The organism is Cytobacillus sp. (genome assembly GCF_032154635.1).
Classification (GTDB): domain Bacteria; phylum Bacillota; class Bacilli; order Bacillales; family Cytobacillaceae; genus Cytobacillus.
In genome coordinates, this window is sequence record NZ_JALDXW010000017.1 from 35,595 (window position 1) to 60,042 (window position 24,448).

Sequence of the window (24,448 nt, forward strand, 5' to 3'; positions counted from 1 at the left end):
AGTTAAAATATATTCAATTCGAGATAATTGTAATACTAATCTATTTAATAGTCAATAACTGTTTTGAAAAAAATTAAGTACCATTAAACCAATTACCAATGATTTGTCCCCTTATACTCATCTATACATTCTTTTTAACCGACTACCGTAATATCCTGAATATTACGGTAGTCGGTTATTTCAGAGAAGTTCAGGCGTATGAATCTGCTCGTCAAAATTAATTTCTAAAAGTTGTCCCGCATGAACCAGCCCTGATCCAAAACCATACATTAGAACTCTGTCACCATTTTTGACTCTTCCTTCTCTCAATCCAAGATCAAGAGCCAAAGGAATGGTTGCAGCAGATGTATTCCCAAAGTTGACTAAACTATATAGAGTTTTTTCTATTGGGTATCTCAATCTTTCACATATGGGCTCTATCAATCTTAAATTCGCACTATGGGGAATAAACCAATCTATTTGTTCTGTACTCATTTGTGTTTTTTCTAAAATTTGCTTTACACTTTCAGGGACATTCCTAACAACCCATCGAAATACTTCTCTCCCATTTTGTACAAGATATTGCGTATCAATTAACTCAATTCCATTGACCTTTTTTGATAATCCTGTACGGTATACATGTTGCGATCCATTCCCATCACTTCCCAAATGGAATCCAATAAAGCTTTTTGATTCTTCATCTCTTTCAACTAAAACAGCACCGGCTCCATCGCCAAATAAAATACATGTACTTCTATCAGTATAATCAGTTATTTTCGAGAGTGTATCAGCACCAATCACTAATACCTTTTTGTGAAGACCCGAAGAAATTAGGCTATGAGCAGTATGCAAGGCATAAACAAATCCAGCACATGCTGCACTTAAATCAATGGCTCCTGTTTGAGAGATATTTAACTGGTTTTGGATGATACTTGAGACTGAAGGAAATGGAAAATCTGGTGTGCTTGTTGCTACTATTACCATGTCTACATCTTCAACTTTTTTGTTAAATCGGTACATTAAGTCCTTTACAGCTGATACACATATATCACTTGTAAATTCATCTTGACGGGTTATTCTCCGTTCTCGAATACCTGTTCTTTGAATGATCCATTCGTTAGTTGTTTCAACCATTTGCTCAAGATCAAAATTTGTTAATTTTTTTTCAGGAACATATGTCCCTATTGCTGTAATTCTTGCGCCTATCATCTTTACACCCCAAATCTTAATTAGAAGTTAGTAATAGTACCTGGTACTAATTATAGTGTTATTTTTTGTTGAAAGCAAATAAATTCCTATTTTTTCTAATCATATGGTTCATATTATCATTATCTGAAACAAGAAAAGCACCTATTAGGGTGCTTTCTTCTTTCGTACAAATTCAAACATATTATGTTTATGGATCTTCCTTATTAGTTTCTATGGTCTCTTCCTCATCAATAATCGATGTGGCTGACCGTTTAAACTCTGATAACGTCTTACCGAAAGCAGACCCGATTTCAGGGAGTTTTTTCGGTCCGAAAATAATTAAAGCGATAGTTAAAATCAAAATTAATCCAGGTACTCCTATATTCGAAAGCATATTTGCCCCCTCATTTCACTGTTTAAGCGAGGATACCGCCTTTTTGCTTATAGCTTAATATCCCTTCAGCTGCCCGATATGATAATGCGCCTACTGTGCCGGTAGGATTATAGCCGCCATTATGGGCAAATGCTGTAGCACCGATAACAAAAACGTTTTCTGCATCCCACATTTGCAAATAATTATTTACCGCAGAAGTATTAGGATCTGCCCCCATAATCACCCCACCTGTATTATGGGTAGACTGATATGTTGTAATATCATAAGGACCCAGTTCCTCCATTGAATCAATCTGGTCGGCACCCATTTCTTTCATAATTTCAACGCATCGTTCAGTCAAATACTTTGCTAACTGTCGATCCTGCTCCTCAAAATCATAGGTGATCCGAATAAGCGGATCTCCAAATTCATCTTTATACGTAGGGTCCAGATCCAAATAATGATGCCTAAATGGCATACTTGACCCTTGTCCGCCAACAGATAACGTGCGATTCGCATATTTGATTGAATTTGCCTTAAATTCTTTCCCCCATAATGGCGTTCCTTTAGGAACCTTATTATTTGCAATCGGTCTTAAACCTGTTTGAGAAATGGCAATTGAGCCACCATGAATAAAATTCAGATTAGAATGGTCAAAATTATCTCCATTAAAATCATCAATCACCATCCCTAGTGATCCTGCTCCAGCATAGGTATTAAATTCTTCCTTTTCAAAGAACCCCGTTGCACTTCCTTTTTGAACCTGGTAAGCATAATTTTTTCCAATCACTCCGGTCCCTGTCTTCGGATCATATGGTCGTCCAATGCCTGATTGTAGTAATAATCGAACATTATTAAATACATAACTAGTTAAAACAACAATATCTGCAGGCTGTTCAACCTCCTCCCCTGTTGTTGTATCGACATATAAAACTCCAGTTGCCTTATTCCCTGTTTTTAACACGCGTCTAACATTAGAATGCGTGCGGATTTCAAATTTCCCAGTCTTTTTTGCTACTGGAAGAACGGTAACAACAGGATCAGCCTTTGCCCCATATTCGCACCCAAACCTCTCACAATACGCACAATATTGACAAGCGGCACGTGATACACCGTCCGGATTTGTATAAGCTTCAGATAGATTGGCAGAAGGCCGATTGTATGGGTGAAGCTTTAGATTCGTAGCAGCCTTCTTAAATTTTTCAAGAACAGGTGTTGTTTTCATCGGAGGGGTTGGATATGGGTTGGATCTTTTCCCGCCAAGTGGATTTTCTTCTCCAGAAATTCCAGCCATTTTTTCAAATTTATCAAAATATGGCTCCAACTCATCATATGTAATGCCCCAATCTTGAATGGTCATATCCTTAGGAATCTTTTTTTCCCCGTATCTTTCAATCGTTTTGCTGCGAATTTCAAAATCATACGGAAGAAAGCGGTATGTCTGGCCATTCCAATGAACGCCGGATCCCCCTAATCCATCTCCTAAAAGAAAGGACCCGTACTGCCGCATTGGCAATGCACGAATTTTTTCATTCCCTCTGAAAGTAATCGTTTCCTTCGAGAGATCTTGCATTAACTCATATCTTAGTGCATAGCGCAGCTCATCGTGAACCATAAAATAATCTTCTGTTTTTCGCTCTTTCCCTCTTTCTAAGCCTACACAATTTAGACCTTGTTTAGTTAACTCAGCTGCGATAATGCCGCCTGCCCAGCCTACTCCCACGATCACTACATCTGTCTTCGGTAATTTCTTTACCACTTCCTACACCTCATTCATTGTTAATTTCGAGCTTATCTCCTAACTGCGATTAATGTCCTAGGTGATCTTTTAAACTTACTGGCGGAATCACGGTAAATTCTTTATCAATGACATCCGTATAGGCCATTTGACTGCCAGGATAGTTCCGCATTTTCCAGCCCTCCATATTGCGGTTACCGCTGTACAATGGATCACTATAGGCACCCTCTAATGTGCTGCTCCTAAGCATATTAAAAAATCCGCTTGCAGAAATCGTCGTAAGATTAACCTTGTCCTCTGCAAAGTCAGATAAAATATCGTCTTGCTCCTCTTCATTCAGTTCGATAAAACCTTTTTTATACTTTGCTAAGCTATGGTTTTGAAGTTCTCGTAAACCGATATCGAAAATTTCCCTTCTCCTAATTCGCCCTTGATACCCTTGGACCTTTTCCCCTTTGAAAAAAGGAGGCTGCATATATTCCCTTGAATTAAAGCCCCAATCCCCACTTAGCTGATGGTCAATAAAGAAAGCTACCCCTAAATCTTTTGCACCCGGTCCATTATCATCAGCCGGAAAAATACGCTCAGTTGCAGCCTCAACCATTCTAAATTGCTCTTGTGTAAAATACATTAGTGCTAAATTATAGTTTTCTGCTTTGGATACATTTTTTACTTTGTCAACATTTGTTTTTTCTTTAAATGGAATTAAACTTCCTAATGCACCACCTACAGCCAACCCTCCAATAGCGATACCTGAACTCTTGAGGAATCTTCGACGGGAAAGAGATTCATTCTTTTCCTCTTGTTTGGTGTTTTCTGGCATAATGTCCACCTCCTACATTTTAAGGTTATATTGCCCCCAAAAAATTCATTCATACATAAAAAAAAGTTGGGCATGATAATTTTAAATCTTTTTAAATGAGGTGGAAGAATATGAAAAAAACTTGGAAAAAAGCAGCAATCTTTAGTGGGGTTCTATTCCTTACAGCATGTGCAGGGCAACATAATGGGATGGATGAAACCGTTAAAGCGGAGGAAGGCAAGCATGGCGTACATGGATCACCAGCAACAAACGTATATGATAAAAGTGTCTCAACAAGGAATTTAGATGATGGCTTAATTATTCCTAGTGAAAACGGAGAAAAGAGACAAACAACAGATGAACATGGGGGAACCTCTCATGGAACAGGGACAAATGTATACAGCCTAATAGGGAGCTCAGGGCTGCATGATGGCGGAATTTCTTCTCATCTTGAATCCAGATTAGGAGGAGAGGGAATCAATGGGATAAAAGTATTTGTTCTTGATGACACCGTCATTCTCGCACGTGCAACCCCTGAAGTGACATCTACTCAATACGATTCTATGCAGGAACACACCCTCAAGGGTGTCGATGGAATGTCTACAAAAGATCAAAACCAAAAAAATACACCTAACAAAGCTAGTCAAGATGAAGATGATAACCTGATAAAGGCAAAAAGCTTCATGAACAAGGTCTTCAATGGAAACGTTCAAACACTTACAGTAACAAATCCTGATGCGGTTAAGCTGATTGAAAAGATTAAAAATGATATAAAAGCAGACGCCGTTCCGTACGATGCCGTGTCAAAAGATATTATTACGCTTATTAAAATGACAAAGGAAAAATAACGAACAAACGGAAGAATAGCTATTTTTCGGATTTTGATTTTATACACAAAAAGAGGCTGACTCAATAGGTCGTTAATAAAGACGATTTTTTTGAGTTAGCCATTCTTTTAACGTCTAATGGTTATAAAACGTCTATTTATGTTTAGGTTTTCCCCCTGTAAGATGAGTCTCAAACATATCGATGATTTCAAGAAATCTTTCAGCTTCACGGAAAACATGGTCCGCCAGCAGGGGATGGATAATACTTTTTATTTTACATTCTTCGATCAAGTCACGTGCAGTCTTCTTAAAGTCCCGAAGCGATACGACTGATACCCGGTTCTCGTCAAGGAATTGATCTAAAAGAGGGACTGTTTGAGATTGAGGTTTCATTGACTCTAGATCTCTAGCTTGAAAAACTAAAGTATCGAAATCATTACTAAAGTTTCGTGCCATATCAACAAGCTTTCTTTCCGATGGATCAAGTAAATGCCCAATAAATTTAGCGTGATCAGCCATTATTCTTAAGAAAAAAACATTTTCTTTAATAATTGCATCCGCTAGTGGTTTGAGCTTTCCTTCATTTAATTCAATTAATCGTTTTCTAAAATAATTCGCCTCTCTGCTTGTATGATCTACTAACAGAGGAAAATTATTTGCCCCTGGCAATTTACATGTCAAAATTAACCCTAATACCTTTCGTTTAAAAGCAAATATACCAGTGGCGGCTTGCTGAACTTCTGAATTAAAGCTTTTAATTTGTTGCGGATCCGTTTGATGAGTAAATGTATGTGCTCGTTGTTCTATTTGTTCAAACAGCCGATAATATTGATTTGCCTCCTCAATTAATTGTGTATCATCGCATCGAAAACCTAACCTGAGAAATAATGAATGTTCCTTCATAATTCTTGCCCAAAAACGAATTTCATCTAAAGATCGTGTAACGAACATTTCTGCATTCATTCCCCTATTCAAATCTTGTGAGTTCGTATTCATCACGGTGTCCCCCCTTACCCAAGATTAGAAACCATCACTTAAATTGTATTAGGAGAATTCATAAAAATACTTGCCTATCAAAAAATTTTTTTAATGAAGCAATCATAACGTCAAATAAAATTAAAATGGAGGGAGCTTTATGCCTCGATTTAAAACGGTTTTTGTCCTTATATTATTTGTACTCGTCACTTCAAACTGTTTTAATAATGAACGGCAATAAATCATAGTTCAAAAAATTAATGAATGTAGATATTAAAGGAATTACTCATGCTAAGAAAGTGGCTTTAGCTATCCTTCAACATGCGATAGTGTAGAGATAGTAGAAGAAACTGGCTTCCCATTTAGTTTTACGTATGTAGATCCTAATATAAAATCAAAAGTTGTGCTATGCTCCGTCTGGATTCATCCAAATAATGATTCTTCAAAGATGACTAAAGAAAATAATATGTATGTTCAGTTAAATAAATCAGACGCCGCTAACCTGATTAAAGCTATCACAGAAATAAAGCTTTCTGATTTAAATAAGATCATAAAAAGAGAGCATTTTTGGAAACAAAAATGCTCCTGAGCCTAGTCCCGTAACATGAAAAAAGCCAAGTTAATACAGTATTTCTTTTTTAATCCATCACACAAAAATTACTTGCTATTTGATTATTTCTCTATTATTGGTAACACAATCTTTTGTTTACCCTGAACAAGTAACACTTCTTCTATATTCATTGAAAACTTTTTGTCTATAGCCATTACAAAGCTACGAGGACTTTCATCAACCGTACAATTTCCTTCGATATCTGAAAAAATTATTGTCAATTTTGATTTTTCTGCAGGATTGATTTCTTTAATAGAATAGGGACAACTACTTGATTCATATAGACCTAAAAAAATTACATCTTTTTTATCCAAATCAACTTCTTTTAAGTCTTGTTTGAATTGAAATGTATCCCACATTTTTTGGTAGTCTTCATTATTCTTAATTCTCATAATTACAAACTTGCTATTGGACTTTTGATCAATTCTTGACATTTGATCAAATGAGAGAGGGATCCTTTTTTCTGAAGCAATTAAACGAGCATTATGATCTAACCCCTCTTTACTTTCACATCCAGAAACAAACAATAACCATGACGAAAAAACAATTTTCAGAAATGTATTCACCAATTCCTCCTCCATAAGAATTTCAATGTGTAAAGCTTTGGTTTAGTTTTTAATTCGATCTGCTTTTACTAGAGCCCTTTAAATTTTTTCTAGAAATATTAATTATGGAATTTCCTTCATACTTATTACCATTCTATTTTAAAAAATGCATACACTCCTACTTAGGTCCTATCTTTATATTAACCTCCTAAAATATGTATAATATGTAAAAAATATGATAGAATTAAATATATCAGCAAAAAGGAGGTGTTTATATGAAAAAGAAACTATCTATTGCTTTATTTGCTACATTGTTAGTGTTTGGCATTACATCAAGTGCACTAGCAACACCGATTACTGCAAACAACTCCAAATGTCCTATTCCTACAAAACCTTGCCCAATTGAACCATAATAATACTTATAGGAACCTGTAATAGTTATTATTACGGGTTCTTATTTTTTATATTTGAACATACAATTTATTTGAAACTCTCATCCCATTATGCTAACTACATATCATAACGTTCCGTTATATAACTATTATTCATTTGGTTAATAATGAAAGAGCCTCTTTCCAGTTTGAAATAGGCTCTCGTTGTGTTTATCTTTATCTTTATCGCGGTCACGCTTCGTATATTGGATATTTATCCCTTATGTATATCTACTTTACCTTATCAATTTTAATTATTCCATCCACCTTGCTCGATTTTTGAAAATAACAAATGACAATATCCCCTACTTCGATAATCTGATCAGGTTGCAATTTATCATGAGTAAAGAATATTACATTATGATTGTCTACTGACTCTCCAATGTAGCCCTCGCTAGTCTTGTCTACTATCACATATTCATGTGTTATATAGTCTTCAGGTGATTCTTTATTAAAATTTGAATCAATGACCATTGTAGAATACAAATAAACTACCATTATCACTAACATTAAACCTAAAAATAAATTCATTTTAGCCATTTACCCCATCCTCTAGCTGCTCTTTTCCATCCTGTGAATACGAAATGACCCAATCTGAATTTCTTTAATTTATCTCTAAATATATACAGACGTAACCTCAAATATTAATACATATTTATTAATTTAATATGTATGTCCTTTGTATAAATCAATTTGTTTTGCGTATTTATTCAAAATCCCTTCATAATATGCTCCTTTTTAAAATAGCTGGCAAGAATGTATTAAATACTAGCGCTTTATCACGATTAGCAAGAGCGTGTATACATAGAACCCAAGATTTACATTAATAGGGAAAAACTAGCTCATAAAGTAATCAGAAGTATTGTGGGTATTTTATTGAGGATGATTAAGCTTATAGCAGTCTTGAAAAGAGGTGTAAGACACGAGGAAAAAACTAGTGTTCTTTCTTTTTAATAAAAATATGAGAAGTAAGCAGGTAAAGAAAAACAAATAAGAATATATAACGAGTTTTTGGGTAATTTTACCCAATTTCTTCTAGGAAATGGGCATCTAGTATAAAATATATTTTATATTCCATTAAACTGCTTTTTGCTTCCTCAATCAAGCTCGGTTGAGGAAGCATATTGTTACAAAATGTCTGACAAAATTCTTTATCAGTCAATCAACTCTTCAATTCTATCCAGCCATTCCTCTACTAAAATGGTAAATACCTGGGGTTGTTCGATTTGTAAATTATGACCGGCTTTATCTAATACGGTAAATGTTCCCCTTGGGTATTTATTAATTAAATCTAGTGCATCTTTATACCCAACAGAAGAGTCTTGTCTTCCTAGGAAAAATACACTTGGTTTATCAAAATTGCCTTGGTCAATTTCAAAAGAGAATCCATAATTATCTTTTACTACTTTTAGCAACTTTTCATCTCCAATTTTGCCGCCACTTAAAATTTCTTGGTTGTATCTTAACCATGTGTACTCGTCAAGCACAACATTGTTACTTTTGAAGTCTTCTAATTCTTCCTTTGATAATTGTGTTATGAATTTTTCATCTGTTTTCATTATTCTATGTTTCTCAACTGTTCTATCTTTTACAAGAGGGATAATGAGTGGGCAAATGAATGCAGCACCCAGTATTAGTTCTTGCTGTTTTCGAATAAGCCCCCTAGCTATATAACCACCATAAGATTCTCCAGCAACTAAGTATTCTTGGCCAGGAATAATCGTCTCAATAAATTGTAAAACAGCATTTAACATATCATCAGAACTACTAATTTCGTTGTAATTTTTAGTTAATCCCATTCCTGGAAGGTCAATATATATTCTTCGCCATCCCTCTCTCTTACTAAATACTGGTTCCATACAACCAGTCATTAAACGATGGTCGAGGGAAAAACCATGTATCATGATAATTGGTACCCCCTCCCCGATATCTTCATAGAAAATTTCCGCTTGTTCAACCTTACAATATGCCATCTTTCTTCCTTCTCTCTTAATTATATATAGGATCGCAGCATGTTTAGGGAAAAATTACTCCAGCTTTCCTTTTGTAGAACTTACATATTCCACTGGTTTACCTACAAAAAGCTTAGATTAATATCTACGTTTAAAAAGTTCATTACATAAGGCAGTGAACTTTTTTATTATGAGCACTCATTTTGGTCATCAACGATCATTTAAACACCATAATGTATCATGTATTTTTTATCTTCTGCTGCTGCAATAATTTTTGCAGCCAATTCATTAAGTTCAACAGATTTTTGAAAATGCTGGGATGTTGATACTACATCATAAAATAATGATAATGACTCAGGTGGAATAATTGTTATCCCCCAATAAGCTAATCCATATTCGGGGCGATCAAATGAATGAAAGTAGGTTTTCATGATTGATAATTGTTCACCTAAACTATCGATTAATTCATCGTCAACAGAAATGCAATTGTATTTCTGAGGGGTATATTCATTGTATTCTTTCCTTTTGTTGAAATTATCAATAATCCCAAACTCATGTACACAAGGCATGTTCTACCCCTTTCAACTATCCTTTTTTTATACTGCAATGAAGAACAGTCCTACGCTACTTTTGTATAGATAAAATGGTACTAGTTTAATCACCTTTGTCATCCGTAAATATTTTAAGTGCGCCAAGTATAAACATTAAGAAAAAAATGACTATCGATAATCTAAGAACAAAAATTTTTAAAATGAAACTTATTATAACAATCGGCAATCCAACCATAGCAGTCATTGAAGCGAATTTTGTATAACGGATTGCTGCCTTTGAAATTTCTGGTTCTTCAGTATACATCCATCTCTTACCAGCCAATAAACTATCTTCAGGATAGTAATAACTCCAAAGAAATAGGCCGTATAAAGGGATTGCAAAAATTATCATAAAAATAATTGCTAGAATGGTTTCTTCCATAAACCCCTCTCCCTTTCTATCAACCAAGGCGTTCCCTATTGATTACGATTTCACGCATAAAAGGATTCAGTTATTTAACTTTTCAAAAAAACATTCCCGCATTATTTAAAATCAAAAAAATAGTTGTTTTAAATAGCCTTCTTCTTTTCTACTTTTTTGTATTCTCCGCTTTCAACCAACGAAGTAATTCTTGGTGTCTAAATGTATTTTCAGCATCTGAAATTATTTTAGGAAGATGAATATCTATACCATCTATTATTGAATCTAGCACTCGCAGGACAAAGCCATCCTCAAACTGTTCCAATGGCTCCGGCAACTCATCTTCGTCTAAAATAAAGTAATCCCCATTTGGAAGAACCATAATATCAATAATTAAATCCTCAAAAGACACCATCTTATTAGTAATCCATGTATTTTTTACAATATTAAAATAGCTTCCGATATACCTCCCATTAGTATCTCTCCAAATGTATAAATTATATGGACGATTTCCCCAGTAATAGGCAAGTGTATAACTACCTTTAGGGATGGTTAATTTTGCTTGGTTAGCAGTCATTGTAAAAGTATCTTGTATGATATGAAAAAGCACGACATGTTGGTTATGTGCTTCTAACAACATACATTTATATTCAACAACTTTAGAGTCGTAACGAATTTTTCTTTCAATTATATTATGACCATACTGATCAAATGAGGGCATTCCATTCACCACTGCTCTTGTTTCTCCTTCCCTTATATCTCTATTAATCTTATCATATATTCCCTTCTCCCCTTTTTAAGATTTATTTTTCTAATTAAAGGTAGCCGATATGCAAACCATCATTTTTTATAGAATTTACACATTCACGGTCCTTATTTTATAGATGATTTTACCATTTATACGTTACAATCTCATATACACAAAAAAGTCGAATCCTTACAATTTAAGCATTCGACGATTTATACATTTATAAAAATTGGCTAGCATCTATCTTAGCGGTGTTTTTTCCCTTAACCTGCTTTAGGGTCGCAACTATAAGAAAGCTAACAATCACTAATAAGAGCCATGAGCTCACTTTTCCTAGATGGACAAGACTCCAAGCTTCGGTTTGGTTTGGATATTTCCAAGCTCCAAAGTACGTTGCGATATTTTCGGCTATCCATATAAAAAATCCAATGAGCACAAAAGAAAGGGCGAGTGGCATACGATAATGAGTTCCATTAACCTCGTAAATAACCCATGATTGCCAAAAAACGATAATAACAAGTCCAGATAACCACCAACGTACGTCAATCCAGTAATGGTGAGTGAAGAAATTCAAATAAATTGCAGCTGCAAGTGGGACAACTATTAAAAATGGCGGCCACTTAATCAGCTCCACCTTCAACCTTCTCCATGCTTGGCAAAGATAACTTGCTACACTAGCATACATAAACCCGCTATATAATGGCACTCCAAATAATTTGAAGTATCCTTCCTCTGGATAAGACCAAGAGCCCATATGCACCTTGAAAAGTTCAAGAGTCAATCCAATAATATGAAACATTGTGATAACCTTTAGTTCATCCCTTGTTTCAAGCCCGGATCGCACCATCCACCACTGCATCAAAAGACAAATAATAAGCAGCCAGTCATAACGTGGCAAAAAGGGGAGTGGCACAATTTTTGTACATGCTAATGAGGCAAATATAACAACAGGAAATAAACATGATAATGCTTGCTCCCAACCAAAATGCATGAGTTGTTTAACTGCTCTCATGATTTTTGCCTCCAAAAAATTTATTTGATCTATTTAATCCCTGCTTAATCAAGTGCATCATTATCCTTTCGATATTCTAAAATATCCCCTGGCTGACACTCTAAAGCCTTACAAATTGCCTCTAGTGTTGATAATCTGATCGCTTTTGCCTTTCCATTTTTCAAGATAGAAAGGTTAGCCATTGTGATTCCAACCTCTTGCGAAAGTTCAGTTACACTCATTTTTCTCTTAGCCAGCATCACATCAATATTAATTATTATTGCCATGTTATTCACCTCAGACCGTTAAGTCATTTTCTGATTTTATATCAATTGCTTCTTGTAAAAGTTTTTGAAGAACAGCTGCAAAAACTGCAATAACAAGCGAAGCAAAAGGAACAACCAATCCGACAAAAATGACACCAGGTGCGTCATCTATCTCCGCAAAAAGATAGAAGAGAGGCAAGACTAGTACATGCAAACAACTAATTGTAACTGCACAGTATTTGATATTCATTAAAGCTTTTACAGAAATTTGCGAGAAAGCTTTATTTTTGTCAATGTAGCGCAAAAGTTTGAAGGCCTGATACAAAGCGAAGTAAAAAGGTATCGCAGATGCATAGAAAATGATGAAAACGAGATATTTTATATAAGCCATATTTGGAAGCAATTTTTCTGCAATGTTCCCTAGCTCTGGCACCAAAAAGATGCACAAAGCAAGAATCGGCATACCAATCAAAATAAGAGCTATTTTTAAAAAGAGTGTTGAGACTTGTTTCATAAAAGGCACCTCACTGATTTATTTTCAAATTGATCTTATCAGATTTTTTATCGTTTTACAATAAATAATTATTATTTTTAAATATATCTTTATCGTTATATATATTGTTTCAGACAAAAAAAGCATTCTTTATTACAAAGAAATGCTCTTTTACTATAAAATAATCATTCTATAATCTGCTCTTTTTCGAATAGAAACTTCTATTTCATTGCTTATATTCCTCTGTTATCCCTCAGTTCAACTATTGTCCCTTCAGGCGCAACTAATTTACACAAACTTCCATTTTCCACTTGGTAAATTTCTTTTCCATTTTTTCGTATAAAATCACAACCCAACTGTTTAATCGTTTGGACCTCTTTAACTAAGTCATCTACCCAAAGACAAAAATGAACGATCCCTTTTGTGTTTGCGTTTACACTATTAAGATTCTCATCTATTTTACCAGTTTGTAGTTCTATATAAAATGCGCCCAATTTTAACCAGGAGTTATAAGAACGATTATGGAAATGAGGAAATTCTTTTATTAATTCAAAACCTAGAATATCCCGATAAAATTTTAAGGATTCTTCATAATTATTTGTTTGGATGCAAATATGGTGAACGAATTTTGTAGACATTTTTCTCTCCTGTCGTTTTCTTCTTTATCTATCAAGGATAACACTTTATTTCTAATTTTTCTTCTGAAAATATTCTGTTCCGTAAGTTAATCCCATTTTAGATTAACGTCCCTGATTTTCTAATACGATTTAAGAATAGGTAAATATTTATTATTCTTTAGGCAGCCATCTATAGTATAAAATTTCTGCGTTTTCCGTTTCAACTAAAATAATGAGTGGTTTTATACCTTGGTTTGTACCGACTGTATTATACAAAAGGGTGCCTTCTGGTAATTTGGTTGCTGAGAAATCCCGAAATAGAATTGAAAATCTTGCATGATTTTTAATTTCTCCAATCTTTTCTCCCTTCTTATATCTGCTTTTTTCACTTTCAAACCAATCAAGATCTGAAATATTAGAATAAGTACGCCCTCCATATTTGATAATATCTTTTTCATTTTTCATCAAACCACTGCTGCTAATTACCAATCCCCCTACAAACAGAAAGCAAAACAAGAGTAAAATTATGATTACTTTCTTCATTCAATCCCCCCCAATTTTATAGGGAAAGTGTAAATCTTAACCGCACTTCACTATTGTATTATAAAGGAATTAATCCATTTATCTTGAATATAAGTAAATAAAAAGTGGAAATGAGGCGTACTTTATGGCATTTATTGCAATTTATACTGTTGGGAGACTAAAGCATCCGCATGGCCATCCTGCCACTCGCGAGTTTTTTCAAGTGGGATCGGAGGTATCTCGACAGGCTGCTAAATCAGGGCATCTTATAAAGGAATTTTCACCTAATAGAGTCCGTTTTCCTGAAGAAATGGTTAATGGAGAGGGGTTGCCAATCCTTACTTTAACAGTATGGAAAAGCCTTCAATCTTTATATCATTTTACCTATTCAGGTGATCATAAAAAAGCCTTACTAGACAGGCATAAATGGATAGAACAGCGTCTGGATAAACAACCTACTTATGTACTGTGGTGGACCGAGATGGTGAAAGATGTATCCTGGATGGAGGCATTCAATAGATACAACTATTATTTACAGCATGGACCAACTCCTTATGCATTCGATTATAAAAACTCATTTGATGAATTTGGGGAGACGTTGTTGCTTAAATAGCTGGGTGCAGGTTTCTTGATGAAGTTTGGGCATTAACTAACCGTCCTATTACTAAAAAAAGAGAAAAAAGTGTGTCCTCCTTTTCTCTCTTTTATTTGAATAAGTTACTTTATTTACATTTCTAAATCAGTAAAAGCATAGGGTAATAATTCCCCTAAAGTTAATTCTAATATATCTTTCTTCTCGTTTGTCAAATAAACTGGCATTTCTGGTAAACAGAATTCAGCTAAAACTTGTCTGCAAATACTACAAGGCGGAAGAAAATCCACTGTATCACCTGACACAGCAATTGCCTGGAAATCACCTTTTTTGTAGCCATTTGTTATTGCAGTGAAAATAGCTGTTCTCTCAGCACAATTTGTTGCACCTAATGAAACATTTTCTACGTTGACTCCATTAATAACAGTTCCATCTTTGAGTAATAAGGCGACTCCAACTGGAAATTTAGAATAAGGCACATAGGCTCTTTCCTTCATCTGACGTGCGCTTTCAACTAATTGTTCTTTATTCATACGATCCATCCCTTTCAAAGAAGAATGAACTTTTCACAGTCCCCTTAACACCAACTATAAAATTGGCAGGATTTTTATCATATAATTTTTCGAAATGTTTGTCAACAATAGTACGATTGTATCGTGTCATATTCTGCCTGGAAACTTAATATGGTTCAGGATAAGCATCTACAAGACAGTTTAGCCGAAGAATTTCATCATTTCTTCTTATTGTTAAGGGGACCGTGCTATTAACAGCTGAATTATTCAAAGCTCTTTCAAATGATTCATAGCCTGAAATTTCTACTCCATCAATTTCAATAATAATGTCATCCGTTCTAATTCCAGCAGCTGCAGATGCTGAAGCTTCCTTCACCAGTAAAACTCTTGTTCCTTTACCTCTGTCATTTGTTGTGTGGACAATTCCAATCCATGCTTTCCAAAATTTTGAACGAATATCAATCCCCGTTTCATAAACACTTTTTAAATTTTCTAAGAATTGTTTTGTGCCAAATAGCATATTTTCCTTTACTTCTTGATTCATCTTACTAATAAATGAGGCCTGATATTCAATACTTACCTGTATACCATTTTCGACTTTTTCTAAAGAAGTAATTGTAGTAAAATCCCCATCAAGGCTTTGAAGTATAAAGTGTTTCATATCATCTATTTCTGTAAATACACCCTCAGTTGTAGCTCCCCACCCATGATTCATATAGCCTCTCCCGCCAATACAAAAATCAATTTCAGCATTTTTGGAATACCAGCGGTTTAAATGCTCAGGCTTAGTCAATGCATCCCAAACTTTCTTTAAAGGCGCATTAATAACGATGACACTCTTTATGGAATCTTTCATCCCGTTCATCTTGAAACTCTCCTTTTTCCACATAATTTTTTAGATTGACAAGCTGACCATCAAGTAGTTCTCCGGTGTATTGAATCATTTCATGAATGGCAATTTGAAGAAAATTGAAATTTAATGAATAAATACGATACTTGCCTTTCAAGCTCTCTGAAATCATCTTTTCTTCCAATAGAATGCTTAAATGCTTCTTAATTGCTGGTTGAGAGATATCAAATGCTTCGACGATCTCCTTCTGGGTTCGATTTCCTTGTTTGAGCATACTTAGTATACGCCTTCGCGTCGGATCCCCTAATGCTCGATAAATATCTGGCATTCTTATTCCCTCACTTCACACATATAACCACCATTTGGTTATATGTAATACAGATGGCATAAAGAGGATTGTCAAAAGTTTTCTGAAAAACACCATAATTTCTAGCTAACCTTAACCGTTCGCATAAAAAAAGTCCTGCTGGTCCTCAATAGACCTTCAACTTTTGCTTCCTTACCTGTGCATTGATTATTCTTGAATAATAGAATGAGAAGAAATCCATTCAATTAATAATTCTCCCATAGTCTATTAACCTCAACTAATTCCTGTTCATTAAACTCCATTTTATAAATATCAGGCTTAGATGTGCTATGCAAAAAAGCCAAATCATATTTTAAATCATAGTACCCCATCATCAAAGTCATAACTGCTCCGTGGGTGCCAATCACCACTTTTTGCCCTCTATATGTATATAAGATCTCTTTTAAGACTTTTACAGCTCTTTTTTGACAAATGGCATTCGATTCCCCTCCATCTAAAGTAAAATTGGGGTCTACATACGATTTTTCCAATAGAGGAAGTAATTCCTTATCAGGGATTCGCTTGTCTTCAGCAGAAAAAATTCTCTCTTTGAATTCATCAAATACTAAAATCTCTTGCCCAATTTGTTTAGCTAATGGCTCAACAGTTAAAATTGATCGAGTGTGTGGACTTGATATAATAGTATCAATCCCTTCATCCTTTAATATATCAGTTATTCTTCTAACGTCTAGTTTTCCTCTTTCCGTTAAGCCTCTCGTTCTATCATTTCCTTCTTTTGGTGAATCCCCGTGTCGCACCATATATATGAAAGTTTTCATAATATCTCCTCGAAATTCTTACTATAATTTCTAACATGACCCTCTCTTCAAATCTTAGCATATTCTATTTTCCAACTCGTAAATACTCTGAAGGTTTCTTCTTTCCAAAAAGTCTCTCGATAAAGCTTAGAACTTCATCATTTCCGGGCAACATCTTAGATATTATTAGCAGGCACTAATTTAAATACTAGATCCATTTTCCCCTGGGTTAATCTTTCCATACCAGATTAAATCTTCATATCGATTTTCTTTCATCACATGTTCGATTAGGATCCCCTCTTGCTTCATCCCTAATTTTTGCATAACTCTTCCTGATGCTGGATTGGATTTAAAGTATCGTGCAAAAACTTTATGGTATTGTTTTTCATTAAATGCAAATTGTAATATAGCTTGCGCTGCTTCGGTAGCAAAACCATTTCCCCAAAATTCTTCGCCAATCCAATAGGCTATTTCCCCATTATTAAACCTTTGGTTGTTTGTTAACGCTATTGCACCATACAACCCTCCACTATCCTTATCGGTTATAGCAAATTCGTATGATTTATTAGAAGTATAGTTTTCAAGATGAGGCTTAATCCACTTTAAAGCATCCTCTATTGTATATGGATATGGCAGGTATAATGTATTTTTATAAATATTATAATTATTACATAGTAAAGCAATCGCTTCTGCATCAGATTTTTGAAACAGCCTTAATAGTAGCCTATTAGTCGTAATAGTTTTATATTGATTACTGTATTTCATAAAACACCCTCCAAATTTTTAAATAGTTACTGTTAATCGCTTGTAAGTTTTTAGCGTTTCACTTCAACATAGTAAACACCTCCATTTCGTGATGTTTAAATAAAAAAAGCCTATCGTCTCTGTAGAGACGATAGGCTAAGCCTAACGTGGTACCACTCTAATTAGTTTGCAAAACATATATAGTCAAACCATCTTATATATAATAACGGATTTTACCCGTCTAGACCTACCTATCAGTCTAACCACTCATAGGCGACTTGGGGAACTTTATTGACTATCTTTCACCAAACGATAGCTCTCTAAACAATAAACATTCCTTACTATTCCTATTCCTCGTGTTATTCATGGAATTTCCACCATTATACCAATCAGCCAAATATTTCGTCAATTGATTCTATGTAACTGATTTTTATATTTTTAAATGGATTTACACTAAATTATCCTCTATTTTTAAAACACATTTGTTAAACAATTTACTCCTTTAAAGTAAACCTTCTGTTTATGAGCTATCAAGTAAACGCATATGGATTCACTGTTGGCTGAAATCACTCAGTTTTCTGCTCGGCTTAAAAAAGATTGGAGCATAGTCAACTTTTTTAAGCCATTTATGTTCTTGACCACTTAAGCCATTCTTTACCCATACGTCACCATGATAATTGTTTTCGTTTTTTCGAAACCAAGTAAGAAAAGAGCCAATAACTTGAGGTTCATTATCCATTTCATTATTCTTTGGAAAGGAGATTTGTTTTTGGTCATTTGTTCTTATATTAACAGAGTAAAGAGCAGTTAACATTATTGGAACAGGTCCTTTCTCCCATTCTTTGTTCTCTATTGCACGAGCCACTATAACTTTATCACGTGAAAGCCATTCTAACCCAAGATCTACAAAACCTTTTGGCGTGTATTTTTTTTGCTGAAAAGATGTTGGCATATCAGCAATTGCGGTTTTCTTATTTTCAACAAAAAATCTTCCTTCCCCTGAAATATACGCTAGCTGATTGACTGATGGTGCCCACTTCATCCAATCTACGTACCCTAGCATTTTTCCTACTGCTTGAAATTTTTCTCCTTGATTGGATATTATACATAATGTATTACTATCCATTGACCAGGAAGCTGTAGGTATGGCAAGAAAACTAAGCCATTTTCCATCATGACTCCACTTAAAATAGTCAGCATAAATCGCAAATAAATCTTTTTCATTTGTTTGTATGGTATAAAATGGCTGCATTTTATCTTTTTGCATATTCGCATGAACCGGAATTTTATAAAGTGGAATGGGTCCCCATCCAATTGGGCGCAAACTCGATTGTGAGGAAACAATAAATTCCCTCCCATTCGGAAACCATTCAAACCCCATAACCCCTAATGAGACATTCTTAAAACCATGTGGGCGGCCATTCTTCATTTTTGTGACGTTTAATAAACCTTGATCCGTATAGGCTAACTGATTTTTGATCGGTGACCATTTAAAGTCAGATGTTTCGAGCCTAATGTAAGGCCGATAGCTTTCCTTTTTTTTTGTATCATAAATAAATAGTTCTGACTTTTTTCCTTGTTCGTCTCCATCAATATAAGCAATAAATCGGCCATCATATGACCATTTCGGGGAATACACATATCGATTCTTGGTTATTTGTATTTCTTCTTCTCCCTTTTTTATCCATAGCTGATGGTCACGAATAAATGCAGCAGTGAGTGTTGTTTCAGCACTTGCCATTATTGATGAATGAAAACATAAGAAAAATAATAGTACTGCGATTCTTATTCCCAAGATTATCCCTCCTATCAATAGGATATCCTGGTTTTACATGCGGATTCTTTTATAGCTACTGTTATTAATTTACAGCAATCTATTCGGTGTTGAATACTGCATAAGATAGTAAATTTCCGAAGCTAAAGTCTATGGAGCACAATCCCAGACTTCTGTGGAACAGACTGATTCAAAAAGGTAGTTTCTTCAACCATTTTTGATCCAGCTAATTCTGGAACCATATAGTTAATTATTTATTTCATAGACCAATACATCAAATACGTTTCCATCAACATAAAGCATTACCGCCCATTCCCCTGGCAATGGTATGTTCACACTTGAGGGTGTATGTGCATCTGCCCCATTATTCTTACCTCCAAGACCTATTGACCACCCTGTTGTCAGGATTTGATGGATCGTTTCCGTTTCTCTATGATAACCAATCACCGTTAACTTCGTTTCCTTTGGATTTTCAATGCCCCAAAGATGCCACATCCATTTTTGGTTAATGTTCAAGCTTGGCATGTCAGCGCCAATAACTCCAGATTTATTTGTATTCCCTATTATATTGTTATCTATTTTTACTGCCTTTCGGTTCCAGTCAATGTGTTCAAAATCTGTTTTTTGAACAAATGGAGGAATATTCGAAGGAAAGAATTTTGCTTCCTGCACTGCTAGTACTACATCCCCATATAATTTATTATCAAAATATACTTCATATTTCCATAGTCCAGCTTCTGGAATCAGCAGCTTTGTAGTAAACCTCTCTAAACTGGAATAACCAGAAGAAGGCTCTGTAATTTTTGTAGAAGGTAATACACTTAAACGCTTACCCGTTTCCTTATGGACTGCGTAAATTTCTAATTCCTTCCCCTCATATTTTTCAAAAGGTTCCTTAAAACTTATCATATAGCCAAAAGGTTTTCCTGCAGACAAATAAGGATCCTCAAAAACACTGAATTTTACCTTTCCATTCCTTACGTAATGATTTCTAATCTCCCATTCACTTTCTATGCTCTGTTTGGATCCTTGTTTGATATCTTTATTTGTTAGAGTGGCTATTATATCTGTATAAAAGAGAAGGATGAACAAGGATGCTGCCAAAGAGGTAATAAAATAAATTAAAAGAGGATGTTTTCTTTTAATATTCGTTTGTTCCAGTTGAATGGCTGCTCTAATTTTCACCTTCTGTCGTTCTGTAAAGCGCATTCCTTTGTGAGTGGAAGCATTCATTGATTTCCGCAAGTTATTAAGTTCCCGCTCCATTTTCTCTCCACCTTTCCATTAATGCTCTTAGTTTTTTTCTTGCCCTATTTAGTCTAGTTTTTATCGTATTTTGATTAATTTTCAATATCCCGCTCATTTCTTCAATTGATAATTCTTCATAATAATATAGCGTAATGACCTCGCGAAATTTTAATGGCAGCGCTAATACACTCGTAGATAAAAACTCCTCTTCACTGCGTTTCAATATCATCATTTCTGGTGTTAATTCTGGGGACCTTTTCAATGGTGAAAAATTTGAATTTACCATTACTCTTTTAAAGATTGAACTTTTTAATACATCTTTACACTTGTTTATTGTGATCCTATATATCCATGTTTTAAAGGATATAATATTATCAATCTTTTCAAATTCTTTATAACAAGTGATGAATACATCCTGAACAATATCCTCTGCAAGATTCCAATCTTTGATGTAGTTATAGGAAAGCTTGGTTAGCCTGTCACCATATTGCTCCATTATTTTTTCTAACCATGCTTCCCTATCTAGACTGACATTTTCCTTCCCGCTTTCACTGCTCAATCTACTATCACCTCATTTCTTTATTGCTAAGACGACTAATTGATGTTTTGGTTTCATCCTTTTTTCAAAAATAACTGCTGACCTCCAAGTAACTAAAATACCGACTAGCTGTATTTCAAACTAGTCGGCTGAAAAATTCTAGTGGCGAGGAGCAAACAACATGACTAATACACCAATCAGGCAAATTCCAGCACCAATCCAATCATATAAATCGGGTGTTTTCTTATCAATCCCCCATCCCCATAATACGGATAGAACGATAAATACTCCACCATATGCTGCATATACTCTACCAAACGAAGGAAAGGTTTGAAATGTAGCAACTACTCCATAAATGGCTAATGCGAATCCTCCACTCACTCCCCAATAGAAAGGCTTCCCTTCCCGTAGCCATTGCCAAATAAGGTATCCCCCGCCAATTTCAGCTATTCCGGCAATTATAAATAAAATGATTGCATAAAGCATTATATTCACTCCTTTGACTAAGGAATAGTCAACACCTTTTTAAACACTAAAAGTATTAAGTTCTTAGATTCAGTAGCAATTTCCTCTTCTTAAATCTATAACGTATACCATAACGGAAATAAGCGTTCATCCTTGTAGGACCAACGCATTTTTTGTTGAAGAATACGGACATATGATTTCAGATAAAACCAGAATCATACCCTTTTAATCCCTCTCTTCATTCTTACTTTTGTATAAATAAAGCTACAAGAATCACCTCGCTGGCAGTGGATTTTCTATTTACGTTTCCTACCTAGTACATGTATTATAAGTCCAAAAATGGCTATTCCAATTAATGAACCAATAAGGAATGACCAAGAAAAATAGTCAAATATAAAATAGATCATTCCCATACAGAAAATAAATCCTATCAGGTATCCTATAAAAAATTTATTTCTGTTCAAAAATCCCCCCTCCTTTCAAGTTTGTTACAAATAAGAATATTATTCGTCTGTACAACAGCAGCTATTTTTCGAATTTATAATTATTCAACCGATCATTTATATTTTCCAATTCTTTAAAGTTCTGAATTTCTAATTTGACTTTACCTTCAGAATCAGGGACATAGTATACTTTATAGATTTGCGTAATAACTTTTTTTGTTTCTTCTACTATTACTTTGTATTTTTTCTTATCAATATCAGTGAACTTTCCGTTTTTTTTATGATTTTCCTCGATATCTCTGCCAATATTCAATAAATTACTCGCAATCGGGAGTAGTAAATCTTCTTCTTCTATTCTATCAATAACATTTGCATAAGCCTGAACTGAAATTAAATTTTCATTCATTTCATTTACAGACTCCATTGTTATTTCTTCTGTAGAATCCTCAATTATTTCATTTAGACCTTCCCAGGCATTATAAACCGAATTACCCAACACTGCTTCTAAGCTTAATTTTGATGAATCCTTATTTAGTTGAAAGCTAATGAATATAGCCAAAATTACAAGGAATCCACCCGCAATGTATCCAATTCTTTTTTTCATTTTCCTCCGACCTTCTTTATTTAAATTTTTGAAAATTATCCAGCATAAAGATAGGTACTTCTTAAATGAGCACCATGAAGCATTATAGGAAACGAAGAACACATAAATTTATATGATTGTTGTTAACGAATATTCACTTTGATTCTCCATACCATAAAACAGACGTCTTCCCAATCCTAATTAAAGTTTGTTACACAAATACTTATTTATCTTATAATTATACCAATAATTACCTGTGTGGAACATATCCTGATTTTTAATTGAAATAACTGAGCGCGATTTTAAAGCTTGTTTTTTACAGTAGGTGGAATAATCGGGAACGTATTTTGATTTATGTACTCGTTTTTTACAAAAAACGGAACAATCGGGTACATGCAGTGTTATCAACGTCTTTTTTAAAAAAAGGAAAAATTTGTAACCGATCATTAGAATAGCATTTTCAGCATTTTTTACTATTATGACTGATGCAGGTTTCATACTTATCTTTCATGATCCAACTATTACAAGCTCTTCCACTTTCATCATGGGCCTTGATTATTTCTTATATAGATAGTATTGTCATTTTTCCACTTCATAGAAAAATTACTTTCCCTTCGCTAAAATAGATCGTTCTAACTTGGCTATTCTCATTATCAGTAATATTAATCACACTAAAGCCCCACCAGTTGCACCGCCCCAATTTTCAAAATAAGAATCAGCAGTAAATTTTCCAGTGGGCGAATTAACTGTTCCCTTCAAATAAATTCCTTCACCAAGGCTTGCAAATGAAAAAAAGTATTTTTTATAGCCAATTATAATATTGCCAAAAAATAATCCTCTTTTCGATAGCTGACTGCATATCAAAATATTTGACTATTATCTATTTATATATTTCTCTTTTTGTTTTTCCAGAAGAATACAAACAATAGAAACAAAAAGCGAAAAAGTTACAAACATAAAATAGGTATTGTAATTAAAATACTGATTGTTAACATGAATGGACAATCCATTAGTGATTGTATGTAAGTATTCCTCATCTACTGTGCCGTATCTTTTGAATATCGCATTTTTTATAACTTGACGATACTCATTCCATTCACTTTTTTGATAAAAAAAGGCAATAATCTGATGGCCAATAATTCCAAATATACAACCAACAAAAACATAGATGTTTATCGAATGCTCACGAAAGATTCTGATCCATAAAATGACTATAAAATAGAATAATGGCAGTAAAAGCCACGCTAATAACAGGGCTGGATTCCCGTTTCCAGACGAAGTACCTGGTCTTGGCGTCATTTGGTTAATGACTAGAAAGACTACTAATGCCACAATATAAACAAGGATTAACATAATCTTTGTACGCTTCACTAACTCCACCCTTCCATAGCTCAAGTACTATATTAGTTATCTTTCATAAACTGCGGTTAGTAGTAAAAATTGCCACATTTGTAACAGTTCAATCATACCATTTCTTCGCATGCACATGAGAATTTGAAGTAACTTGAATATATGCCGTGCAAAACAGAGCAGCGTGTTCTTTTATATATCTAAATGGTATAATATTACATAAATTCACATTTTTGT

30 protein-coding genes and 1 other annotated feature are annotated in these 24,448 nt (G+C 34.3%); of the genes, 3 read left to right on the forward strand and 27 right to left on the reverse strand.

Going from position 1 to position 24,448, the window contains the following annotated elements:
• Positions 1-180 precede the first annotated feature (180 nt).
• The 4 genes from RUH74_RS13350 to RUH74_RS13365 form a co-directional block, all read right to left on the reverse strand.
• Positions 181-1,188, reverse strand: a complete 1,008-nt coding sequence (locus tag RUH74_RS13350) for a ketoacyl-ACP synthase III (RefSeq protein ID WP_313800801.1) — start codon at positions 1,186-1,188, stop codon at positions 181-183.
• Between the two features lie 187 nt (positions 1,189-1,375).
• Positions 1,376-1,561, reverse strand: a complete 186-nt coding sequence (tatA, locus tag RUH74_RS13355) for a twin-arginine translocase TatA/TatE family subunit (RefSeq protein ID WP_313800802.1) — start codon at positions 1,559-1,561, stop codon at positions 1,376-1,378.
• A gap of 22 nt (positions 1,562-1,583) precedes the next feature.
• Positions 1,584-3,299, reverse strand: a complete 1,716-nt coding sequence (locus RUH74_RS13360) for a GMC family oxidoreductase (protein ID WP_313800803.1) — start codon at positions 3,297-3,299, stop codon at positions 1,584-1,586.
• A 49-nt stretch (positions 3,300-3,348) separates the two neighbouring features.
• Positions 3,349-4,101: a gluconate 2-dehydrogenase subunit 3 family protein gene (locus tag RUH74_RS13365; RefSeq protein ID WP_313800804.1), complete on the reverse strand. Its 753-nt coding sequence runs from the start codon at positions 4,099-4,101 to the stop codon at positions 3,349-3,351.
• Positions 4,102-4,211: 110 nt separating this feature from the next.
• On the opposite strand from RUH74_RS13365, the gene RUH74_RS13370 reads away from it, so the two are divergent.
• A complete protein-coding gene (locus RUH74_RS13370) occupies positions 4,212-4,928 on the forward strand; it encodes a hypothetical protein (RefSeq protein ID WP_313800805.1) in 717 nt (238 codons plus the stop codon).
• Between the two features lie 132 nt (positions 4,929-5,060).
• On the opposite strand, the gene RUH74_RS13375 is transcribed toward RUH74_RS13370, so the two are convergent.
• Together RUH74_RS13375 and RUH74_RS13380 are read right to left on the reverse strand one after the other, a co-directional pair.
• A complete protein-coding gene (locus RUH74_RS13375; RefSeq protein ID WP_313800806.1) occupies positions 5,061-5,903 on the reverse strand; it encodes a DUF2935 domain-containing protein in 843 nt (280 codons plus the stop codon).
• Positions 5,904-6,554: 651 nt separating this feature from the next.
• Positions 6,555-7,058 carry a hypothetical protein gene (locus RUH74_RS13380; protein WP_313800807.1) on the reverse strand — a complete coding sequence of 168 codons (504 nt, stop codon included), beginning with the start codon at positions 7,056-7,058 and terminating at the stop codon, positions 6,555-6,557.
• Positions 7,059-7,312: 254 nt separating this feature from the next.
• On the opposite strand from RUH74_RS13380, the gene RUH74_RS13385 reads away from it, so the two are divergent.
• Positions 7,313-7,450, forward strand: a complete 138-nt coding sequence (locus RUH74_RS13385; protein WP_313800808.1) for a hypothetical protein — start codon at positions 7,313-7,315, stop codon at positions 7,448-7,450.
• A 249-nt stretch (positions 7,451-7,699) separates the two neighbouring features.
• Here the strand turns inward: RUH74_RS13385 and RUH74_RS13390 are convergent, their stop codons facing one another.
• The 10 genes from RUH74_RS13390 to RUH74_RS13435 form a co-directional block, all read right to left on the reverse strand.
• Positions 7,700-8,008 carry a hypothetical protein gene (locus RUH74_RS13390; RefSeq protein ID WP_313800809.1) on the reverse strand — a complete coding sequence of 103 codons (309 nt, stop codon included), beginning with the start codon at positions 8,006-8,008 and terminating at the stop codon, positions 7,700-7,702.
• A gap of 614 nt (positions 8,009-8,622) precedes the next feature.
• Positions 8,623-9,441, reverse strand: a complete 819-nt coding sequence (locus RUH74_RS13395; protein WP_313800810.1) for an alpha/beta fold hydrolase — start codon at positions 9,439-9,441, stop codon at positions 8,623-8,625.
• Between the two features lie 200 nt (positions 9,442-9,641).
• Positions 9,642-9,989 carry a short-chain dehydrogenase gene (locus RUH74_RS13400; RefSeq protein WP_313800811.1) on the reverse strand — a complete coding sequence of 116 codons (348 nt, stop codon included), beginning with the start codon at positions 9,987-9,989 and terminating at the stop codon, positions 9,642-9,644.
• An 85-nt stretch (positions 9,990-10,074) separates the two neighbouring features.
• Positions 10,075-10,392, reverse strand: a complete 318-nt coding sequence (locus RUH74_RS13405) for a hypothetical protein (RefSeq protein ID WP_313800812.1) — start codon at positions 10,390-10,392, stop codon at positions 10,075-10,077.
• A 148-nt stretch (positions 10,393-10,540) separates the two neighbouring features.
• The gene (locus RUH74_RS13410) at positions 10,541-11,092 is read right to left on the reverse strand and encodes a DUF402 domain-containing protein (RefSeq protein ID WP_313800878.1); all 552 of its coding nucleotides are present in this window, start codon (positions 11,090-11,092) and stop codon (positions 10,541-10,543) included.
• A 247-nt stretch (positions 11,093-11,339) separates the two neighbouring features.
• On the reverse strand, positions 11,340-12,131 hold the full coding sequence (locus RUH74_RS13415) for a DUF817 domain-containing protein (RefSeq protein ID WP_313800813.1): 792 nt from the start codon (positions 12,129-12,131) through the stop codon (positions 11,340-11,342).
• A gap of 44 nt (positions 12,132-12,175) precedes the next feature.
• Positions 12,176-12,397 carry a helix-turn-helix domain-containing protein gene (locus RUH74_RS13420; protein ID WP_313800814.1) on the reverse strand — a complete coding sequence of 74 codons (222 nt, stop codon included), beginning with the start codon at positions 12,395-12,397 and terminating at the stop codon, positions 12,176-12,178.
• 10 nt (positions 12,398-12,407) lie between these two features.
• Complete coding sequence (locus RUH74_RS13425) at positions 12,408-12,890, reverse strand: DUF2975 domain-containing protein (protein WP_313800815.1); 483 nt, start codon at positions 12,888-12,890, stop codon at positions 12,408-12,410.
• Between the two features lie 212 nt (positions 12,891-13,102).
• Positions 13,103-13,507 carry a VOC family protein gene (locus RUH74_RS13430; RefSeq protein WP_313800816.1) on the reverse strand — a complete coding sequence of 135 codons (405 nt, stop codon included), beginning with the start codon at positions 13,505-13,507 and terminating at the stop codon, positions 13,103-13,105.
• Between the two features lie 150 nt (positions 13,508-13,657).
• Positions 13,658-14,029 carry a hypothetical protein gene (locus RUH74_RS13435; RefSeq protein ID WP_313800817.1) on the reverse strand — a complete coding sequence of 124 codons (372 nt, stop codon included), beginning with the start codon at positions 14,027-14,029 and terminating at the stop codon, positions 13,658-13,660.
• A 124-nt stretch (positions 14,030-14,153) separates the two neighbouring features.
• Here RUH74_RS13435 and RUH74_RS13440 point away from each other — a divergent pair, with 124 nt between their 5' ends.
• A complete protein-coding gene (locus tag RUH74_RS13440; protein ID WP_313800818.1) occupies positions 14,154-14,621 on the forward strand; it encodes a DUF3291 domain-containing protein in 468 nt (155 codons plus the stop codon).
• Between the two features lie 113 nt (positions 14,622-14,734).
• Here the strand turns inward: RUH74_RS13440 and RUH74_RS13445 are convergent, their stop codons facing one another.
• The 11 genes from RUH74_RS13445 to RUH74_RS13495 form a co-directional block, all read right to left on the reverse strand.
• Positions 14,735-15,133 (reverse strand): cytidine deaminase, encoded by a 399-nt coding sequence (locus RUH74_RS13445; protein WP_313800819.1) that lies wholly within the window; start codon positions 15,131-15,133, stop codon positions 14,735-14,737.
• 145 nt (positions 15,134-15,278) lie between these two features.
• Entirely contained in the window at positions 15,279-15,977 is a 699-nt protein-coding gene (locus RUH74_RS13450; protein ID WP_313800820.1) for an SRPBCC domain-containing protein, read from the reverse strand.
• A complete protein-coding gene (locus RUH74_RS13455; protein ID WP_313800821.1) occupies positions 15,934-16,290 on the reverse strand; it encodes a metalloregulator ArsR/SmtB family transcription factor in 357 nt (118 codons plus the stop codon). The genes RUH74_RS13450 and RUH74_RS13455 overlap by 44 nt, the downstream gene beginning before the upstream one ends.
• Positions 16,291-16,514: 224 nt before the next feature.
• Positions 16,515-17,087: a histidine phosphatase family protein gene (locus RUH74_RS13460; RefSeq protein WP_313800822.1), complete on the reverse strand. Its 573-nt coding sequence runs from the start codon at positions 17,085-17,087 to the stop codon at positions 16,515-16,517.
• 180 nt (positions 17,088-17,267) lie between these two features.
• Complete coding sequence (locus tag RUH74_RS13465) at positions 17,268-17,831, reverse strand: GNAT family N-acetyltransferase (RefSeq protein ID WP_313800823.1); 564 nt, start codon at positions 17,829-17,831, stop codon at positions 17,268-17,270.
• Between the two features lie 120 nt (positions 17,832-17,951).
• Positions 17,952-18,174: a binding site (T-box leader), on the reverse strand.
• Between the two features lie 186 nt (positions 18,175-18,360).
• Positions 18,361-19,551 (reverse strand): translocation protein TolB, encoded by a 1,191-nt coding sequence (locus RUH74_RS13470; protein WP_313800879.1) that lies wholly within the window; start codon positions 19,549-19,551, stop codon positions 18,361-18,363.
• A gap of 279 nt (positions 19,552-19,830) precedes the next feature.
• Positions 19,831-20,850 (reverse strand): hypothetical protein, encoded by a 1,020-nt coding sequence (locus RUH74_RS13475; RefSeq protein WP_313800824.1) that lies wholly within the window; start codon positions 20,848-20,850, stop codon positions 19,831-19,833.
• Entirely contained in the window at positions 20,834-21,391 is a 558-nt protein-coding gene (locus RUH74_RS13480; protein ID WP_313800825.1) for a sigma-70 family RNA polymerase sigma factor, read from the reverse strand. The genes RUH74_RS13475 and RUH74_RS13480 overlap by 17 nt, the downstream gene beginning before the upstream one ends.
• Before the next feature lie 138 nt (positions 21,392-21,529).
• Entirely contained in the window at positions 21,530-21,856 is a 327-nt protein-coding gene (locus RUH74_RS13485) for a YnfA family protein (RefSeq protein ID WP_313800826.1), read from the reverse strand.
• Between the two features lie 504 nt (positions 21,857-22,360).
• Entirely contained in the window at positions 22,361-22,882 is a 522-nt protein-coding gene (locus RUH74_RS13490; RefSeq protein WP_313800827.1) for a hypothetical protein, read from the reverse strand.
• 855 nt (positions 22,883-23,737) lie between these two features.
• Positions 23,738-24,232, reverse strand: a complete 495-nt coding sequence (locus RUH74_RS13495) for a hypothetical protein (RefSeq protein WP_313800828.1) — start codon at positions 24,230-24,232, stop codon at positions 23,738-23,740.
• Positions 24,233-24,448 lie beyond the last annotated feature (216 nt).

What these genes read in the sequence shown, in the direction of transcription:
- RUH74_RS13400 (WP_313800811.1), bottom strand. Translation starts at nt 9,989, where the DNA reads ATGCCTTGTGTACATGAGTTTGGGATTATTGATAATTTCAACAAAAGG.
- RUH74_RS13405 (WP_313800812.1), bottom strand. Translation starts at nt 10,392, where the DNA reads ATGGAAGAAACCATTCTAGCAATTATTTTTATGATAATTTTTGCAATC.
- RUH74_RS13460 (WP_313800822.1), bottom strand. Translation starts at nt 17,087, where the DNA reads ATGAAAACTTTCATATATATGGTGCGACACGGGGATTCACCAAAAGAA.
- RUH74_RS13440 (WP_313800818.1), top strand. Translation starts at nt 14,154, where the DNA reads ATGGCATTTATTGCAATTTATACTGTTGGGAGACTAAAGCATCCGCAT.
- RUH74_RS13450 (WP_313800820.1), bottom strand. Translation starts at nt 15,977, where the DNA reads ATGAACGGGATGAAAGATTCCATAAAGAGTGTCATCGTTATTAATGCG.
- RUH74_RS13390 (WP_313800809.1), bottom strand. Translation starts at nt 8,008, where the DNA reads ATGGCTAAAATGAATTTATTTTTAGGTTTAATGTTAGTGATAATGGTA.
- RUH74_RS13375 (WP_313800806.1), bottom strand. Translation starts at nt 5,903, where the DNA reads ATGAATACGAACTCACAAGATTTGAATAGGGGAATGAATGCAGAAATG.
- RUH74_RS13470 (WP_313800879.1), bottom strand. Translation starts at nt 19,551, where the DNA reads ATGGCAAGTGCTGAAACAACACTCACTGCTGCATTTATTCGTGACCAT.
- RUH74_RS13475 (WP_313800824.1), bottom strand. Translation starts at nt 20,850, where the DNA reads ATGGAGCGGGAACTTAATAACTTGCGGAAATCAATGAATGCTTCCACT.
- RUH74_RS13415 (WP_313800813.1), bottom strand. Translation starts at nt 12,131, where the DNA reads ATGAGAGCAGTTAAACAACTCATGCATTTTGGTTGGGAGCAAGCATTA.
- RUH74_RS13370 (WP_313800805.1), top strand. Translation starts at nt 4,212, where the DNA reads ATGAAAAAAACTTGGAAAAAAGCAGCAATCTTTAGTGGGGTTCTATTC.
- RUH74_RS13425 (WP_313800815.1), bottom strand. Translation starts at nt 12,890, where the DNA reads ATGAAACAAGTCTCAACACTCTTTTTAAAAATAGCTCTTATTTTGATT.
- RUH74_RS13420 (WP_313800814.1), bottom strand. Translation starts at nt 12,397, where the DNA reads ATGGCAATAATAATTAATATTGATGTGATGCTGGCTAAGAGAAAAATG.
- RUH74_RS13350 (WP_313800801.1), bottom strand. Translation starts at nt 1,188, where the DNA reads ATGATAGGCGCAAGAATTACAGCAATAGGGACATATGTTCCTGAAAAA.
- RUH74_RS13410 (WP_313800878.1), bottom strand. Translation starts at nt 11,092, where the DNA reads ATGCCCTCATTTGATCAGTATGGTCATAATATAATTGAAAGAAAAATT.
- RUH74_RS13430 (WP_313800816.1), bottom strand. Translation starts at nt 13,507, where the DNA reads ATGTCTACAAAATTCGTTCACCATATTTGCATCCAAACAAATAATTAT.
- RUH74_RS13365 (WP_313800804.1), bottom strand. Translation starts at nt 4,101, where the DNA reads ATGCCAGAAAACACCAAACAAGAGGAAAAGAATGAATCTCTTTCCCGT.
- RUH74_RS13395 (WP_313800810.1), bottom strand. Translation starts at nt 9,441, where the DNA reads ATGGCATATTGTAAGGTTGAACAAGCGGAAATTTTCTATGAAGATATC.
- RUH74_RS13465 (WP_313800823.1), bottom strand. Translation starts at nt 17,831, where the DNA reads ATGAAATACAGTAATCAATATAAAACTATTACGACTAATAGGCTACTA.
- RUH74_RS13490 (WP_313800827.1), bottom strand. Translation starts at nt 22,882, where the DNA reads ATGAAAAAAAGAATTGGATACATTGCGGGTGGATTCCTTGTAATTTTG.
- RUH74_RS13435 (WP_313800817.1), bottom strand. Translation starts at nt 14,029, where the DNA reads ATGAAGAAAGTAATCATAATTTTACTCTTGTTTTGCTTTCTGTTTGTA.
- RUH74_RS13445 (WP_313800819.1), bottom strand. Translation starts at nt 15,133, where the DNA reads ATGAATAAAGAACAATTAGTTGAAAGCGCACGTCAGATGAAGGAAAGA.
- tatA (WP_313800802.1), bottom strand. Translation starts at nt 1,561, where the DNA reads ATGCTTTCGAATATAGGAGTACCTGGATTAATTTTGATTTTAACTATC.
- RUH74_RS13385 (WP_313800808.1), top strand. Translation starts at nt 7,313, where the DNA reads ATGAAAAAGAAACTATCTATTGCTTTATTTGCTACATTGTTAGTGTTT.
- RUH74_RS13455 (WP_313800821.1), bottom strand. Translation starts at nt 16,290, where the DNA reads ATGCCAGATATTTATCGAGCATTAGGGGATCCGACGCGAAGGCGTATA.
- RUH74_RS13485 (WP_313800826.1), bottom strand. Translation starts at nt 21,856, where the DNA reads ATGCTTTATGCAATCATTTTATTTATAATTGCCGGAATAGCTGAAATT.